Below are 15,455 nucleotides of genomic sequence, written 5' to 3'. Positions count from 1 at the left end.
CGGCCTCGATGCGATCGCTCTGTGGTGTTTCTGTCACGACGTTCCTTCGGTATGCCGTTCAGGGGCAATTTTCGTAGTGGTCCTGCTCTGTGCGCGAAGCGCGCGGGGTCTGGGGGTGCGCCCCCAGCGGGGTCCGGGGCAGAGCCCCGTCGGGGGCCCCGGGGGCGGAGCCCCCGGGTGAGTGACTAGATGTCCAGGAAGCGCACGTCCTTGGCGTTGCGCTGGATGAAGCTGCGGCGGGACTCCACGTCCTCACCCATGAGGACGGCGAAGATCTCGTCCGCGGCAGCCGCGTCATCCAGGGTGACCTGGAGCAGCACCCGGTGGTCGGGGTCCATGGTGGTCTCCCACAGTTCCTTGTAGTCCATCTCACCCAGACCCTTGTAGCGCTGGATCCCGGTGTCCTTGGGCAGCCGTCGCCCGGCCGAGATGCCCTCCTTGATCAGGGCATCGCGCTCCCGGTCGGAGTAGGCGAACTCGTGCTCGGCGTTGGACCACTTGATCCGGTAGAGCGGCGGTTGGGCCAGGTAGACGTACCCGTGCTCGATCAGGGGGCGCATGAACCGGAACAGCAGCGTCAGCAGCAGGGTCCGGATGTGCATGCCGTCGACGTCGGCGTCGGCCATCAGCACGATCTTGTGGTAGCGGGCCTTGGTGATGTCGAAGTCCTCGCCGATGCCCGTGCCGAAGCCGGAGATGAGCGCCTTGACCTCCTGGTTGTTCAGGATCTTGTCCAGGCGGGCCTTCTCGACGTTCAGGATCTTGCCGCGGATGGGCAGGATGGCCTGGTTGAAGGGGTTCCGACCGCGGACCGCCGAGCCGCCCGCGGAGTCGCCCTCGACGATGAACACCTCGGAGACCGCGGGGTCGTTGGACTGGCAGTCACGCAACTTGCCGGGCAGGCCGCCGGACTCCAGCAGGCCCTTGCGCCGGGTGGCGTCGCGTGCCTTGCGGGCGGCGACCCGGGCGGCCGCGGCCTGCACGGCCTTCCCGACGATCTCCTTGCCCTCGCGGGGGTGGGCCTCCAACCAGTGGCCCAGCTGCTCGGTCATGGCGGACTGCACGAAGCCCTTGACCTCGGAGTTGCCCAACTTGGTCTTGGTCTGCCCCTCGAACTGGGGCTCACCCAGCTTCACGGAGACGACCGCGGTCAGGCCCTCGCGGATGTCCTCACCCGTCAGGTTGACGTCCTTCTCCTTGAGCAACTTGTTGGTCCGCGCGAAGTCGTTGACCAGCCGGGTCAGGGCCGCCCGGAATCCCTCCTCGTGCGTGCCGCCTTCGTGGGTGTTGACCGCGTTGGCGTAGGTGTGTACGGACTCGCTGTAGGAGGTTGTCCACTGCATCGCCACCTCGAGGGCGAGCATCCGGTCCGGGTCTTCGGTCTCAAACCCGATGACCTCGTCGTGGACCGGGTCGGCGCGCTTGGACTTGTTGAGGTGCACGACGTAGTCGAGCAGACCGTTGGCGTAGCAGTAGGTCACCGACCGCTTCTTGGACTGCGCCTGCGCCTGCGTGCCGGGGTCCGGGAGACCGTCCGCGTCCTCCTCGCCGACGCCGTCGATCGGGTCGTCGTCGAGGGCGTCGATGTCGTGCTCGACCTCCACCGGACGCTCGTCGTGGAGCGTCAGCGTCAGGCCCTTGTTGAGGAACGCCCGCTGTTGCAGGCTGGCCCGGATCGTCTCGAACTGGAAGTCCAGGGTGTCGAAGATGTCGCCCGAGGGCCAGAAGGTGATCGTGGTGCCGGTGTCGGACTCCTCGATGGCCTCGTCCTGGGACAGCGGCTCCTGGGGGACGCCCAGGCGGTAGCTCTGGCGCCAGACGTGCCCCCGCTGGCGCACCTCGACGTCGAGCCGCTCGGAGAGGGCGTTGACCACGGAGGACCCCACGCCGTGCAGACCACCGGAGACCTTGTAGCCCCCGCCGCCGAACTTGCCTCCGGCGTGCAGCTGGGTCAGCACCAGCTCCACGGCGGGCTTCTGCTCGACCGGGTGGATGTCGGTCGGGATCCCACGCCCGTTGTCCGTCACCCGGACGGCGCCGTCCGCCAGGATCGTCACCTCGATCTCGGTGGCGTGCCCGGCCAGCGCCTCGTCGACCGAGTTGTCGACGATCTCGGTCACCAGGTGGTGCAGGCCGCGCTCCCCGGTCGAGCCGATGTACATTCCCGGGCGTTTGCGCACCGCCTCCAGGCCTTCCAGGACCTGGATCGCGTTGGCGTCGTATGCCGTCGCGGTGGCGAGGGACTCGGGGTCGCCTTCCTGCGGTGTGGCCTCGGGCAGTTCGGGCATCTCTGGCTGGGTCGACGACAGGTCGTCGGGTCCGACAGTGGCCACAGGACTCCTTAGGAAAGCTTCGTGGATTACCGGTCCAGTCTACCTGCTGAACGCCTCAGAACAGGCCTTCCACAGCCTCAGAACGGCTTTTCTACGGCAAAACAGACCCTCAGACGGGGTCCTCCCCATCCACCGGGGGCTCAGGCGGCCACATGTGCCCTCTCGCGGGGCGGCGCAGCCGCCTCAGAGGAACATCAGGCCGATGACGAACGCCAGGAGGGCGGCGACGATGACAGAGGCTCCGCCGAGCACCGCCGCGGCCTTCTGGTTGCGGTGGCTCCAGGGAACCATCCGGGGCCACCGTTGCAGGGTCTCCTCCGGTCTGAGGACCTCGAGGTAGGTGGCGACGGGCGCAGCCCGGGCAAGAGCCTCCAGGTCGGTCAGGGCCGTCAGCGGTTCACTGGTCAACAACGGCGAGGTGTCTCGGGCGAGCAACCACACGCGCGGCTGGTAGTCGCGGACCAACGCATACTGCTTGGTGACCACGGCCTCGGCGATCTCCTCCCGGGGGACCACGATGGGCTGCAGCAGCGTCCGACGCTTGACGACATGGGTTGCGGTCACCTGGAAGAGCGCCCGCTGTCGTGCCCACAGGAAGCCCAGCGATGCCACGCAGATCAGGACGGTCAGGCCGCTGATGATGCCGTTCTCCACAGCGCCCCCGTCGGGGTTGCGGATGTACACCAGGTACAGCATTGCCAGGCCGAGGCCGAGGCCCACCGGCAGGACCGCGTGCATCACGAAGGAGCGCGTGCCGGCCCGGGCCTCGAAGAGGACGGTGCCCTGCTCCGTGACATCTCCGACAGCCATCCGTCCTCCCTCTCCCGAACTATCCGTACGTGTCCCGCGGCCCGCGCCCGGTCGACCGGAACACGCCTTTGCGCCAACTCGGACCCCCCGGGCCCCGCACCACGATCTCGGTGACCACGTCAGGCCCCACCTCGGTCTCGATCCTGGCCAAGACCGAGCTCGAGAGCAACTGCATCTGTGTTGCCCAGGCCGTGGAGTCGGCCTGGACCGTCAGGACGGACCCCGTGAACCCGGTCGGGGAGACGTGCGCGGCCACGGTGTCCCCCACGATGGTGGCCCAGCGGCCGATGACCGACCCTACCTGCACCTCGGCCCCCCAGCCGCGGCTCGCCACCAGACGCTCGATCTCGGTGCCGACGGTCTGGGGGTCCCGGGCACTGGGCTTGCCCGCACCGGAACGAGTCCTCGAGAGGCCGGCGCCCGGGTCGCCGGAGCCGGTGCCCTTCGCCCGGCCGGGTCTGCCGGGTCGCAGCCCCTTCTCCCGGGCCAGGCGCCGGGCCCTGGCCAGCGCCTCTGCGGCCGCCGACAGCGGGTCGTCCTCGGCCGATGGGGCCGAGCCGTGGGGGCGGTCGGCCTCGTCGGGGGGACCGTCAGGGGGCACGTCGGGGGGACCATCAGCATCGCTCACGGTGCCTCCCGCGCGCTGACCGAGCCGAGGCTGACGTCGAGCACGGCACCGGACCTGGAGAGCAGGTCCTCGGGCACGTCCTCGGCGACGGCGGCGGTGATCAGCACCTGCTCACAGTCGGCGATGAGCGTGGCCAGCCTGCTACGTCGACCGACATCCAGCTCGGCGAAGACGTCGTCCAGCACCAGCACGGGGTCGGTCCCGACGTCGTGCCGCAGCAGCTGGAAGGCGGCGAGCCGCAACGCCAGGGCGATCGACCAGGACTCGCCGTGGCTGGCATACCCCTTGGCCGGGAGCTCACCCAGGGAGAGCACCAGCTCGTCGCGGTGCGGGCCCACCAGGCTCACCCCGCGTTCCTGCTCCTGGGTGCGCACCTGCGCCATGGTCTCCAGTGTCGCGGCGACCAGCTCCTCCCGTTCGGGGACCTCCCCGGCGGCGATCCGGTCGGCCACGGGTCCCTGCAGACTGCTCCGGTATGCCGTGCGAGCGGGGGTGTCCGCATCGCTGATCGTCCGGTAGGACTGGTCCACATACGGACCGAGGTCGTGCAGCAGGCGCAACCGGGCGTAGGTCAGGGCGCCCCCGACCTCGGCCAGTTGACCGTCCCAGACCCCCAGGGTCGCCAGGGCCGACTCCCGTGCCTCCTCCAACGTCTGGCCCGGTGCCAACTGGCGGTCCCGGCGGCGCCGCCCGCGCGGCTCGCGCCACAGCGCCGAGGCCGAGCGCAACAGGGCGTTGCGCTGCTTCAGTGCCTTGTCGTAGTCGCTGCGCACCCCAGCCCACCGGGGTTGACGTGCCACGAGCAGTTCGTCCAGGAACTTGCGCCTCTCACCCGGCTCGCCCTTCACCAACGCCAGGTCCTCGGGTGCGAAGAGCACCGTCCGCAACGTGCCGAGCACGTCGCGGGGCCGGGTCAGGGCGGAGCGGTTGAGCCGCGCCCGGTTGGAGCGTCCCGGGACAATCTCCAGCTCCACCAGGGACTCCCGCTCGTCCCGCACGACCGTGGCCCGCACGACTGCCGAGTCGGCGCCGTGCCGCACCAGTGGGGCGTCGGTGGCCACCCGGTGACTGGACAGCGCGGCGAGGTAGCCCGCCGCCTCGACCAGGTTGGTCTTGCCCTGGCCGTTGCGACCCAGCAGCGTGGTCACCCCGGGGGCCAGGTCGACGGTGGCCTCGGGGTAGCTCCGGAAGTCGGTGACGCTCAGTCGGGTCAGGTGCACTGCATCGGTATGCCGTGCGTCAGCGGTCCGCGGCCGTGCCGGCATCCGCATCGGCGGACGGGTCGGACGAGTCCCGGCTCGCATCGCCCGGTCGCTGCTGGCCCCGGTCCTGCTTGGCCCGGGCGAACTCGTGGACTTCCTTCTGACCCTCGGCGAGGTCGTCATCGAGCATCTTCACGTCGTGTCCGCCGAACTGCCCGCGCAATGCCGCGACCGCCTGCATGGCCGGGGAGTTCTCCTGCCGGGAGGCGAACCTGGCAAACAGCGCGGCGCTGATCACCGGCATCGGCACCGCGTTCTCGATGGCCTCCTGGACGGTCCAGCGTCCTTCGCCGGAGTCGGTGGTGTATTCACTGATGCCGTCCAGGCCCGGAGTCTCCTCCAGTGCCTTGACCAGCAGGTCCAACAGCCAGGAGCGGACCACCGTGCCGCGCGACCAGGCCCGGAAGCAGCCCTCGACGTCGGTGACGATCTCCTTGGCCGTCAGCAGTTCGAACCCCTCGGCATACGCGTGCATCAGGCCGTACTCGATGCCGTTGTGCACCATCTTGGCGTAGTGCCCCGCGCCCACCTCGCCGGCGTGGACGAATCCCTCGGCACGCGGCCCCTCGGGGCGCAACGCGTCGAAGATCGGCAACGCCAGCTCGACGTGCTCGCTCCGCCCCCCGCACATCAACCCGTAGCCGTTCTCCAGGCCCCAGATCCCGCCGGAGACACCGCAGTCGACGTAGCCGATGCCCTTGGCGGACAGTTCCGCATCGTGGGCCGCGTCGTCCTTGAAGTGGCTGTTGCCCCCGTCGATGACCAGGTCACCCGGCTCAAGCAGCTCCCCGAGCTGGGTCACCGTCTCCTGCGTGGGCTTCCCGTGCGGCACCATCACCCAGACCACCCGCGGTGCCGACAGGGAGGCGACCAGGTCCTCGAGGCTGTCGACGTCGCGCAACTCCGGCGCCAGGTCGTAGCCGATCACCTCGTGGCCGGCGCGGCGGACACGCTCGCGCATGTTGCCGCCCATCTTGCCCAGGCCGATCATTCCGAGCTGCATACCGGGCTCCTCCTTCGGGTGTGCGCCGGGTGCGGGGTCCCGGCGGCGCGGGTGCGCTGGTCAGCCGGCGAAGCGCACCGGCATCAGCACGTAGCGGTAGGACTCGTCGGACTCCCCGTCCGGCTCGGACTGCCCGGACAACACCGCCGGACGCGAGGGCTGGGTGAAGGACAGCCGGGCGTATGCCGTGTCGAGGGCACCCAGGCCGTCGAGCAGGAACTGCGGGTTGAACGCGATCTCCAGGCCGGGGCCGGTGAGGGTGGCCTCGATCGCCTCGCTGCCCTGGGCGTCGTCGCCGGTGCCGGCCTCGATAGCCACCTGTCCGTCGGTGAAGCGCAGCCGCACCGGGGTGTTGCGCTCCGCGACGAGGGCGACCCGCTTGACCGCCTCGATGAGGGTGCCGGTCTCCATCAGCGCGACGGTGTCCACGCTGTTGGGGAAGATCGAGGTGACCTTCGGGTACTCCCCGTCCAGCAGGCGGGTCGTCGCCCGACGCGATCCCGCCTCGAACCCGATCAGGCCGTCGCCGCTGCCGGAGTCGCCCAGGGCGACCTCGACCGTCCCGGCCGCGCCCAGGGCCCGGGCCGTCTCGGACAGGGTGCGGGCTGGGATCAGCGCGACCCGGGAGGCGTTGGGGTCCACCGGGCGCCAGGTGATCTCGCGCATCGCCAGGCGGTACCGGTCGGTGGCGAGGAGGGTGACCTTCTCGCCGTCGATCTCGACGCGGACCCCGGTCAGGATGGGCAGGGTGTCACCACGGTCGGCGGCCACCGACACCTGGGCGACCGCCTGGGTGAACACGTCACCGGCAATGCTTCCGCTGCTGTCGGCGGATGCCGGCAGGGCGGGGTAGTCCTCCACCGGCATCTGGATGAGCGAGAACCGGCTCGACCCGCACGTGAGTTGCACCTTGCTGCCGTCGGTCGACACCTCGACCGGTTTGCCGGGAAGGTTGCGGGAGATGTCGGCGAGCAGCCGGCCCAGCACGAGGACGCGCCCACCCTCCTCCACGTCGGCCTCGACCGTGACGGTGGCGGAGATCTCGTAGTCGAATGCCGAGAGGGTCAGCGTGCCCTCCTCGTCCGCCTGGAGCAGCACGCCGGCCAGGACCGGCACCGGCGGCCGGTTGCTTAGGCCGCGGACCACCCAGGCCACGGCTTCGGAGAGGACGTCGCGGTCAACCCGGAACTTCACGTCGGTCAGCCCTTCGGGACGGCAGGATCGGTGGCGTCGGTGGCGCGGCGCGCACACCGACGGGTGTGCAGCATGACACTAGTCGGCGGTGGGAGCGAGGCCAACCCGCCCCGCGACCCTCGACCAGGAGTGAGCCCGCCCGTGCTGTCCTCATCCCCAGGACGTGGGACGGGATCCCTCTGCCTAGGTTATCTCGTCATCGTCATAGGGGTTGTGGAGACTGTGGATGACAGGGGCGCGGTGCAGGTCGGAGCCGGTGTTGGTGATGTGTATGCCGAGTGGACATCCTGCGTGCAGGCCGCACCGGGTTGGGGACGCCCGACGGTGGTCCACAGCCCGGGCCGGGGGTGGGGGGCGTCTGTCCGCAGCGCAGCGTCGGATTTCCCCAGACCGTCCGCAGGCCATCCACAGTGGTCCGGCAGGGGGTCGGGTCCCGAGGAGGGGGTGCTAGGTGAACAGGAGGTGATGTACCCACAGGGTTATCCACAGGCTGTGGGAATGCGGGAGGTCCCGGGATCGGCTCGTCGGCAGCGCAATCCGTGATACTCGAGCCCTGTCCACAGCGGCGCAGAGGACAGGGCGGTGGACTCAGGCCCGGCGCGCGGCCGACTTGCGGATCATGCCGGTCAACTCGGTGATCTGGTCGTAGAGCGCGCGGCGCTCGCCCATCAGCTGCCGGATCTTGCGCTCGGCGTGCATCACCGTGGTGTGGTCGCGGCCGCCGAACTCCTGGCCGATCTTGGGCAGCGACAGGTCGGTCAGCTCACGGCACAGGTACATCGCGATCTGTCGGGCGTTCACCAGGGTGCGGGACCGGGAGGTGCCGCAGAGATCGTCGACCGCGATGTGGAAGTAGCCGGAGACCTCGTCGATGATCGTGCTCACCGTGATCTGCCCGGAGTCGCCGGCCGGGATGATGTCCTTGAGGACGTGCGCCGCCAGTTCGACGGTGAGCGGCATCCCGGACAGCGAGGCGAAGGCGGTCACCCGGATCAGGGCGCCCTCCAGCTCACGGATGTTGGTGGTGATCTTGCTGGCGATGAGCTCGGCGACGTCGGCGGGGATGGTCATCCCCTCCTGGGTGGCCTTCTTCATCAGGATCGCGATCCGGGTCTCCAGGTCCGGAGGCTGCACGTCGGTCAACAGCCCCCACTCGAACCGGCTGCGCATCCGCTCGGCGAAGCCGGAGAGCTTCTTCGGAGGCTGGTCGGAGGTGATCACGACCTGCTTCTCGCTGTTGTGCAGGGTGTTGAAGGTGTGGAAGAACTCCTCGACCGTCTGCTCCTTGCCCTGCAGGAACTGGATGTCGTCGATCAGGAGGAAGTCCACGTTGCGGTAGCGCCGCTGGAACGCGCCGGCCTTGTCGTCACGGATGCTGTTGATGAAGTCGTTGGTGAACTCCTCGGAATTCACGTAGCGAACCCGCACCCCCGGGTAGAGGTTGCGGGCGTAATGACCGATGGCGTGCAACAGGTGGGTCTTGCCCAGGCCTGACTCGCCATAGATGAACAGCGGGTTGTAGGCCCGGGCGGGTGCCTCAGCGACCGCCAGTGATGCGGCGTGTGCGAAGCGGTTGGACGAGCCGGAGACGAAGGTGTCGAAGGTGTACTTCGGGTTGAGCCTGGAGTCGACGTCGGTCGAGGAGACCTGGACTGCCTCGGGGGACGGAGTCGCGCGCGGAGCGGTGGATTCTCCTGTCCCGGCGGTTGTTTCCGATGCCGCACCGCCCTGCTCTCGGTGTTCGGCGGCCGGGGCGGAGGCATCGTCGGCGATCTGGGTGCCTTCCCCCTCGATCTGACCGCGCAGGTCCTCATCGACGGTGATGGCGAGCCTGACCCGGACGGACAGGTGCGTGGAGAGGGCGTCCTCGACCTGGGTCCGCAGCCCGGCCTCAAGGGCATCCTTGGTGTGGTCGTAGGGGACCGCCAGCAGCGCGGTCGAGTCGAGCAGACCGACCAGTCTCGTCATGCGCAGGTAGGCGCGTTCCCGGGGTGCGATACCGCTCTCGTGCAGGTCACCGACGGTCCGTTGCCACACTTGGTCGTAGTCGACCTCGGGCTGCGTCATCGGTGTGGTTCGTCCTGTCTCTACAAGTTGTGCGGTGTGTGTCCCCCGGTGGACGACGGATGCAACGACCCACTACGGCCGTGTCCACAAGGTTATCCACAGGCTGTGTACAAACCGGTGGACAAAGACTCCCGAGCCAGCGACGCTAACAAGGTCGACACCTCCGGGGCAAGTGCGGGCGGCAGACCGGTGACCCGGATCGCGCCCTCCCCGGCGTGTCGTCGCGCGTCGTCGGTTCGGAGGGCTCAGAGTAGACCGTTTTGGCGCCGATGGCGATGGGTGGGCTGCGGTTTGACCCGGTGTGCGGGCCTCGCGTACCGTTGGGCAGGCCGATTTTCGGCCGTTTTCGCCTGCCCATGAGCACGTCCGTGGGCTTTCGATTGCGGCCGAGGACGGCACCGAACCAGACCCAGACAGCCAGAGACAGTTTCCGGCACGGAGATCGTGTGGGGGACTGCGGTAACGGAGTACCCAGTGAGCAAGCGTACGTTCCAGCCCAACAACCGTCGTCGCGCCCGCGTGCACGGCTTCCGCCTGCGTATGCGCACCCGCGCCGGCCGGTCCATCCTGGCCAACCGTCGCCGCAAGGGCCGCTCCAGCCTGTCCGCCTGACCGGCCCGGCTCCCGGCCCGGTCGTGCTACTCACCCAGCCTGCGGTCCCGATGCTGCCCCGGCGTCACCGGTTGACCAGACCGGAGGACTTCACCGCCGTGTTCCGCGGCGGTGCCTCGCGGGCTGTGACGCGTTCCCGCAGGAGTGGCACGCCGTGGCTCATCGTGCATCGGGCAGACCGAGCCCACCCCAGCCCCACGCCGGCCAGGGTGGGCTTCGTGGTGTCCAAGGCCGTCGGCAACTCCGTGGTGCGACACCGGGTCACCCGGCAACTCCGGCACATCGTGGCGGACCGGATCGGTCAGATTCCGGCGGGGACCGACCTGGTGGTGCGGGCCAATCCGGCCGCGGCAGGCGCATCGAGTGCGATACTGGCCTCGGCCGTCGACGACGCACTCTCCCGGGCGCTGCGCTGATGGCGGGCACGGTCGGTTCGGTCCTGGCAGCACCGCTGGTCTGGCTGGTGCGCGCCTACCAGCTGCTCATCTCGCCGCTGCTCGGCCCGACGTGCCGCTACTACCCTTCGTGCTCCGCATACGCCATCGAGGCACTGCGGGAGCACGGGCCGCTGAGGGGTGTCTGGTTGGCCGCCCGCCGGCTGGCCCGCTGCCACCCCTGGAGCGCAGGCGGTGTGGACCATGTCCCGCCGCGACGCACGCATGACCACCAGGTGAGCCACGGCTCGCCGCAAGACTGAGGACCTCATGGGTTTCCTAGACACACTGTTGACACCGTTCTACTGGTTCAACTCCGCCATCATGGTCGGCGTCGAATGGCTGTTGACCTCGATTGGGATGTCGGACACCAGCGGGTGGACCTGGACACTGTCGATCGTCGGCCTGGTCATCGTGCTCCGGATCCTGTTGATGCCGCTGTTCGTCAAGCAGATCCGGTCGCAGCGCCGGATGCAGCTCCTGCAGCCGGAGCTGATGAAGATCCAGAAGAAGTACAAGGGCAAGAAGGACGAGGCGTCGCGCAAGGCGATGACCGAGGAGAGCTTCGCGCTGTACAAGAAGCACGGGACCAACCCGTTCTCCTCCTGTCTGCCGATCCTGATGCAGATGCCGTTCTTCTTCGCGCTCTTCCGGATCCTCAACACGGTCCCCGGTGTGGCCAACGGCACCCATGACCCGCAGGGCTTCTGGTCCCAGGAACTGGCCCAGAAGATGGCGGCGTCCGACATCTTCGGCGCCTCGCTGACCTCGAGCTTCCTGCACAGCAACGACGGCCCGGCCAAGATCCTGGCCCTCGTCCTGATCGTGGCGATGTCGCTCACCACGTTCACCACGCAGCACCAGTTGATGCGCAAGAACATGCCGGCCGCTGCCCTGGACAATCCCATGGCGCGCCAGCAGAAGATGCTGCTCTACGCCCTGCCGATCATCTTCGCCGTGACCGGCGTGAACTTCCCGATCGGCGTCCTCATCTACTGGACCACCACGAACCTGTGGAGCATGGGGCAGCAGTTCTACGTCATCCGGGCCATGCCGGCCCCCGGCTCCCCGGCCGAGAAGGCCCGCGAGGCCCGGCGCTTGGCCAAGGGCAAGCCGGTCGACAAGCTCCAGGTCTCCACGGCCGACGACGAGAGCGCCGAGGGTGCCGCGGGAGGCACCGCGACGCCGACACGCACCGGCGGTCAACGCGTGCAGCCCGTGAGCAAGAAGCGTGCCAAACGCAAGGGAAGCAATCGGCCCAAGGGCCGCTAGTCCACACTTCTCCGAACATAAGTTCGATATCCCCTGCCCCTGCGGTCGACGACCGCTCCACAGTTCAGGAGTACCCCATGAGCACACCCGCCGAGACCACGCCGAACGACACGGCTGCGCCCGCCACCGACACCGAGACGCCCGAAACGACGGCACCGGGGGCCGAGGCCACGACACCGGAGACCGAGACCACGGCACCGGAGGAGCCGGTCGCCGAGGACGCATCCGAGCAGACCACCGCGGAGCAGGCCTCGCCGGCGGACGACTCCACCGCCGCTGCCGGTGCCGCGCCCCGTCGCATCGGCAGCCGCAAGGTTGCCGAGCTGGAGCGCGAGGGCGAGATCGCGGCGGACTTCCTCGAGACGCTGTTGGACATCGCTGACCTTGACGGAGACCTGGAGGTCGACGTGGAGGGTGACCGTGCCGCGGTCGCGATCGTCGACTCCGAGGACGGGGCGGCGCCGCAGCGGCTGGTCGGTCGGGAGGCCCAGGTGCTGGAGGCGCTGCAGGAGCTCACCCGCCTGGCCGTGCAGGCCGAGACGGGCGAGCGCAGCCGCCTGATGCTCGATGTGGCTGGGCACCGTGCCGGCCGCCGCGCGGCCCTGGTCGCGCAGGCGAAGGAGGTCGCGGCCCGCGTCAAGGAGAACGGTGAGCGGGAAGAGCTTGAGCCGATGACCGCTTTCGAGCGCAAGGTCGTGCATGACGAGGTGCTCGCGGCGGGGCTCACCTCGGAGTCCGAGGGTGAGGAGCCGCACCGCTACGTGGTCGTGCTCCCATCACGCTGAGCCCGCTGCGCAGCAGCTGTTCCACGTGAAACAGGACGACGAGACGCCGGCCGCGGGGGCACCACAACCCCCACCGAGGGCCAAAGAGGTCTTCGGGGAGCATCTGCCGCTGGCGATCCGGTATGCCGAACGGCTGGCGGACTCCGGCGTCACGCACGGACTCATAGGGCCCCGTGAGACGCCCCGACTCTGGGACCGGCATCTGCTGAATTGCGGTGTTGTCGAGTCGGTGCTGCCCTACCGCACCCGCCTCATCGATGTCGGGTCGGGGGCGGGACTGCCGGGGATGGTCCTGGCGATCGCCCGCCCCGACCTTGAGGTCAGCCTGGTCGAGCCCCTCCTGCGCAGGACCACCTGGCTGGAGGACACGGTCCGGGAACTGGGTCTGTCCAACGTGGTCGTGCACCGGGAGCGTGCACAGTCCCTCTGGGGACGCCTGCGTGCCCCGGTCGTGACGGCACGGGCAGTGGCCCGGCTGGGCGAGCTGGCCAGTTGGTCGCTGCCGCTGCTGGAGCCCCATGGCAGGGTCCTGGCGATGAAGGGTGAGACGGCCGAGCGGGAACTGTCGGAGGACACGGCTGTGCTCCGCGACCTCGGCGTGCAGGAGTCTCGGGTGATCCTGCTCGGCGAGGAACTGCTGGAGACGCCGACGCGGCTGGTCGAGCTCACGGTTGGTGCCGCACTCCCACAGCCCGGGCCAGCGCGCACTTCGAGACGTCGCAGCAAAGGCCGTGGCGGACGTCGGAAGCAGGGGCCGAATAGGCGATGATAGGGGGGCGATGACAGTGACCACCTCCCCCCACGTTGCCCCGCCCGATACCGAGCCCACCGCGGTGCGTCGGGTCCATCCTGGTCTCGGCTGGCCCGAGACGTCGGCACCCGACTCCACGCCGATCGGCTGGCCCGGTTCGGACGCTGGGCTCCCCACCACGGGTGTTTCCCGTGAAACATCGAGCGAGCCAGCACCAGCCGCCGATGTTTCCCGTGAAACACCGACAGAGGGACTGCCTCCTGTACCGGTGCCTCCCCTGGCCCGCGCCCTGGCAGACGAGGGACGCCGCCGCAGGGCGCTGTCCTCCCGCACCCTGCCCCGACCCTCGAAGACCCGCGTGTTCACCGTGGCCAACCAGAAGGGCGGCGTGGGCAAGACGACCTCGGCCGTGAACCTCGCGGCCGCGCTGGGACAGGCGGGGATGCGGGTCCTGGTGGTGGATATGGATCCCCAGGGCAACGCGAGCACCGCGCTCGGCATCCCGCACCAGGCCGGCACGACAGGGGTGTATGACGTGCTCATCGACGGCGTGTCCCTGGCTGATGTGGTGGCGACCAGTCCGAGTGTGCCGCAGGTGAGTTGTGCCCCGGCCACGATCGATCTGGCCGGCGCGGAGATCGAGCTGGTGCCCCTCGTGGCGCGTGAGGCGAGACTGCGCAAAGCGTTGCACGCCTATCTGGAGACACATTCCGGGGAGGACCGCATCGACTATGTGTTCATCGATTGTCCGCCGAGCCTGGGCCTGCTGACCGTCAACTCCTTCGTCGCCGCGGACGAGGTCCTGATTCCGATCCAGTGCGAGTACTACGCCCTGGAGGGGCTCAGTCAGCTCCTCACCAACATCGGGATGATCCGGGACCACCTGAATCCGGATCTGCGGGTGAGCAGCATCCTGCTCACGATGTATGACGCGCGGACCAAGTTGTCGGCTCAGGTGGCCGACGAGGTGCGCGAACACTTCCCCGACGAGGTGCTCTCCACCACGATCCCGCGGTCGGTGCGGATCAGCGAGGCACCCAGTCACGGTGAAACCGTGATCACCTACGATCCCGCGAGCAGCGGGGCACTGTGCTATCAGGAGGCGGCGGCCGAGATGGCTGACGCCGGCGAGGAGAGGAACCGGGCATGAGCGAGCGACGACGTGGGTTGGGACGCGGCCTCGGGGCACTGATCCCCCCGGCGCCCACCGGCACCCGCCCCAGTGACGTGTTCTTCCCCCGTGAGAACTCCACGGCGGATCCACATCCGGCGGCTGACGCGGAAGCGCATCCGGGAGCTGTCACCACCGCCGATCCTGTTGTCGCAGAACGAATCGTCGAAGACGTCGCTGTCGAGGAGGATGGCACTGATGCGGCGGCGGAGAAGGATGACACCGCCGCGGGCGAGGAGGTCCTGGCTCCCGTGCCGGGTGCCGAGTTCCGCGAGATCCCCGTCGACCTGGTGGACGCCAACCCGCGCCAGCCGCGGCAGGTATTCGACGAGGACGAACTGGCAGAGCTGGAGCAGAGCATCCGCGAGATCGGTGTCCTCCAGCCGGTGGTGGTCCGCAGGGTTGGCGCCGAGGACGGCGGTGAGCGCTATGAGCTGGTGATGGGTGAGCGCCGACTCCGGGCGAGCCGGCAGGCGGGTGTGGCCACGATCCCCGCCATCGTGCGAGACACCGGCGATGACGTGCTGCTGCGCGACGCGCTGTTGGAGAACCTGCACCGCAGCCAACTGAACCCGCTGGAAGAGGCCGCGGCCTACCAGCAACTACTGCAGGACTTCGGGTGCACCCAGGAGGAGCTCGCGGGCCGGATCGGCAGGTCACGCCCACAGATCAGCAACACCATCCGGCTGCTCAAGCTCCCGCCGCTGGTGCAGCGCCGAGTCGCCTCGGGGGTCCTCAGTGCCGGACATGCCAGGGCCCTGCTGGGTCTGCCCGATGGCGCCGCGATGGAGCGGCTTGCCCAACGCATCGTCGCCGAGGGGCTGTCGGTGCGCTCGGTCGAGGAGGTCGTGTTGCTCGGTGAGCAGCAGGCTCCCGCCCGGCGCCAGGCCCGCAGCACCAGTGAGCCCCGTCCGGAGTTGGAGGATGCCGCGGCCCGATTGGCCGACCGGCTGGACACCCGGGTGTCGATCGCGATGGGTCGGCGCAAGGGCAAGGTCACCGTCGAGTTCGCGTCGATGGAGGACCTGGACCGGATCCTGGACCTGCTGGGCAGCCAATCAGGCTGAGCCAGCGGACGACCTCACGACAGCGAACGGCCCGTGCTCGTTGTGGACAACGAGCACGGGCCGCGC

General features: G+C 69.1%; 15 protein-coding genes. 8 read left to right on the top strand and 7 right to left on the bottom strand.

Annotated features, from left to right (window positions below; translation table 11 throughout):
- Positions 1–185: 185 nt before the first annotated feature.
- The 7 genes from gyrB to dnaA form a co-directional block, all read right to left on the bottom strand.
- Complete coding sequence (gene gyrB / locus AC1QRC_RS03340; RefSeq protein WP_484206566.1) at positions 186–2,288, bottom strand: DNA topoisomerase (ATP-hydrolyzing) subunit B; 2,103 nt, start codon at positions 2,286–2,288, stop codon at positions 186–188.
- A gap of 228 nt (positions 2,289–2,516) precedes the next feature.
- Positions 2,517–3,143 carry a hypothetical protein gene (locus AC1QRC_RS03335; RefSeq protein WP_484205416.1) on the bottom strand — a complete coding sequence of 209 codons (627 nt, stop codon included), beginning with the start codon at positions 3,141–3,143 and terminating at the stop codon, positions 2,517–2,519.
- Between the two features lie 19 nt (positions 3,144–3,162).
- Positions 3,163–3,771 carry a DciA family protein gene (locus tag AC1QRC_RS03330; protein WP_484205415.1) on the bottom strand — a complete coding sequence of 203 codons (609 nt, stop codon included), beginning with the start codon at positions 3,769–3,771 and terminating at the stop codon, positions 3,163–3,165.
- Positions 3,768–4,991, bottom strand: a complete 1,224-nt coding sequence (gene recF, locus AC1QRC_RS03325; RefSeq protein ID WP_484205414.1) for a DNA replication/repair protein RecF — start codon at positions 4,989–4,991, stop codon at positions 3,768–3,770. The genes AC1QRC_RS03330 and recF overlap by 4 nt, the downstream gene beginning before the upstream one ends.
- A 19-nt stretch (positions 4,992–5,010) precedes the next feature.
- Positions 5,011–6,036, bottom strand: a complete 1,026-nt coding sequence (gnd, locus tag AC1QRC_RS03320; protein WP_484205413.1) for a phosphogluconate dehydrogenase (NAD(+)-dependent, decarboxylating) — start codon at positions 6,034–6,036, stop codon at positions 5,011–5,013.
- Positions 6,037–6,096: 60 nt separating this feature from the next.
- Positions 6,097–7,230, bottom strand: coding sequence for a DNA polymerase III subunit beta (gene dnaN / locus AC1QRC_RS03315; RefSeq protein ID WP_484205412.1), 1,134 nt, complete (start codon positions 7,228–7,230; stop codon positions 6,097–6,099).
- A 588-nt stretch (positions 7,231–7,818) separates the two neighbouring features.
- Positions 7,819–9,297, bottom strand: a complete 1,479-nt coding sequence (gene dnaA, locus AC1QRC_RS03310; protein ID WP_484205411.1) for a chromosomal replication initiator protein DnaA — start codon at positions 9,295–9,297, stop codon at positions 7,819–7,821.
- 474 nt (positions 9,298–9,771) lie between these two features.
- Between dnaA and rpmH the strand changes: the two genes are divergently transcribed.
- The 8 genes from rpmH (at position 9,772) to AC1QRC_RS03270 (ending at position 15,389) form a co-directional block, all read left to right on the top strand.
- Positions 9,772–9,909 carry a 50S ribosomal protein L34 gene (gene rpmH / locus AC1QRC_RS03305; protein ID WP_141783699.1) on the top strand — a complete coding sequence of 46 codons (138 nt, stop codon included), beginning with the start codon at positions 9,772–9,774 and terminating at the stop codon, positions 9,907–9,909.
- Positions 9,910–9,959: 50 nt separating this feature from the next.
- Positions 9,960–10,325, top strand: coding sequence for a ribonuclease P protein component (gene rnpA / locus AC1QRC_RS03300; protein WP_484205410.1), 366 nt, complete (start codon positions 9,960–9,962; stop codon positions 10,323–10,325).
- Positions 10,325–10,606 carry a membrane protein insertion efficiency factor YidD gene (gene yidD / locus AC1QRC_RS03295; RefSeq protein ID WP_484205409.1) on the top strand — a complete coding sequence of 94 codons (282 nt, stop codon included), beginning with the start codon at positions 10,325–10,327 and terminating at the stop codon, positions 10,604–10,606. Before rnpA ends, yidD begins: the two co-directional genes overlap by 1 nt.
- Positions 10,607–10,613: 7 nt before the next feature.
- Positions 10,614–11,615 (top strand): membrane protein insertase YidC, encoded by a 1,002-nt coding sequence (gene yidC, locus AC1QRC_RS03290; RefSeq protein WP_484205408.1) that lies wholly within the window; start codon positions 10,614–10,616, stop codon positions 11,613–11,615.
- 77 nt (positions 11,616–11,692) lie between these two features.
- Positions 11,693–12,400, top strand: a complete 708-nt coding sequence (locus AC1QRC_RS03285; RefSeq protein WP_484205407.1) for a Jag family protein — start codon at positions 11,693–11,695, stop codon at positions 12,398–12,400.
- A gap of 25 nt (positions 12,401–12,425) precedes the next feature.
- Positions 12,426–13,169 carry a 16S rRNA (guanine(527)-N(7))-methyltransferase RsmG gene (gene rsmG, locus AC1QRC_RS03280; RefSeq protein WP_484205406.1) on the top strand — a complete coding sequence of 248 codons (744 nt, stop codon included), beginning with the start codon at positions 12,426–12,428 and terminating at the stop codon, positions 13,167–13,169.
- A gap of 235 nt (positions 13,170–13,404) precedes the next feature.
- A complete protein-coding gene (locus AC1QRC_RS03275) occupies positions 13,405–14,301 on the top strand; it encodes a ParA family protein (protein WP_484206565.1) in 897 nt (298 codons plus the stop codon).
- On the top strand, positions 14,298–15,389 hold the full coding sequence (locus AC1QRC_RS03270; RefSeq protein ID WP_484205405.1) for a ParB/RepB/Spo0J family partition protein: 1,092 nt from the start codon (positions 14,298–14,300) through the stop codon (positions 15,387–15,389). Before AC1QRC_RS03275 ends, AC1QRC_RS03270 begins: the two co-directional genes overlap by 4 nt.
- The last annotated feature ends 66 nt before the right edge of the window (positions 15,390–15,455 follow it).

It is taken from the genome of Ornithinicoccus sp. (assembly GCF_057176825.1).
Note: the sequence above shows the minus strand (reverse complement) of the source record. Positions and strands in the feature narration are given on the sequence as shown.

Excerpts from the sequence above, each read along its gene's own strand:
- gyrB (WP_484206566.1), bottom strand. The coding sequence starts at position 2,288 with ATGCCCGAACTGCCCGAGGCCACACCGCAGGAAGGCGACCCCGAGTCC.
- AC1QRC_RS03335 (WP_484205416.1), bottom strand. The coding sequence starts at position 3,143 with ATGGCTGTCGGAGATGTCACGGAGCAGGGCACCGTCCTCTTCGAGGCC.
- gnd (WP_484205413.1), bottom strand. The coding sequence starts at position 6,036 with ATGCAGCTCGGAATGATCGGCCTGGGCAAGATGGGCGGCAACATGCGC.
- dnaA (WP_484205411.1), bottom strand. The coding sequence starts at position 9,297 with ATGACGCAGCCCGAGGTCGACTACGACCAAGTGTGGCAACGGACCGTC.
- rnpA (WP_484205410.1), top strand. The coding sequence starts at position 9,960 with ATGCTGCCCCGGCGTCACCGGTTGACCAGACCGGAGGACTTCACCGCC.
- yidD (WP_484205409.1), top strand. The coding sequence starts at position 10,325 with ATGGCGGGCACGGTCGGTTCGGTCCTGGCAGCACCGCTGGTCTGGCTG.
- yidC (WP_484205408.1), top strand. The coding sequence starts at position 10,614 with ATGGGTTTCCTAGACACACTGTTGACACCGTTCTACTGGTTCAACTCC.
- AC1QRC_RS03285 (WP_484205407.1), top strand. The coding sequence starts at position 11,693 with ATGAGCACACCCGCCGAGACCACGCCGAACGACACGGCTGCGCCCGCC.
- AC1QRC_RS03270 (WP_484205405.1), top strand. The coding sequence starts at position 14,298 with ATGAGCGAGCGACGACGTGGGTTGGGACGCGGCCTCGGGGCACTGATC.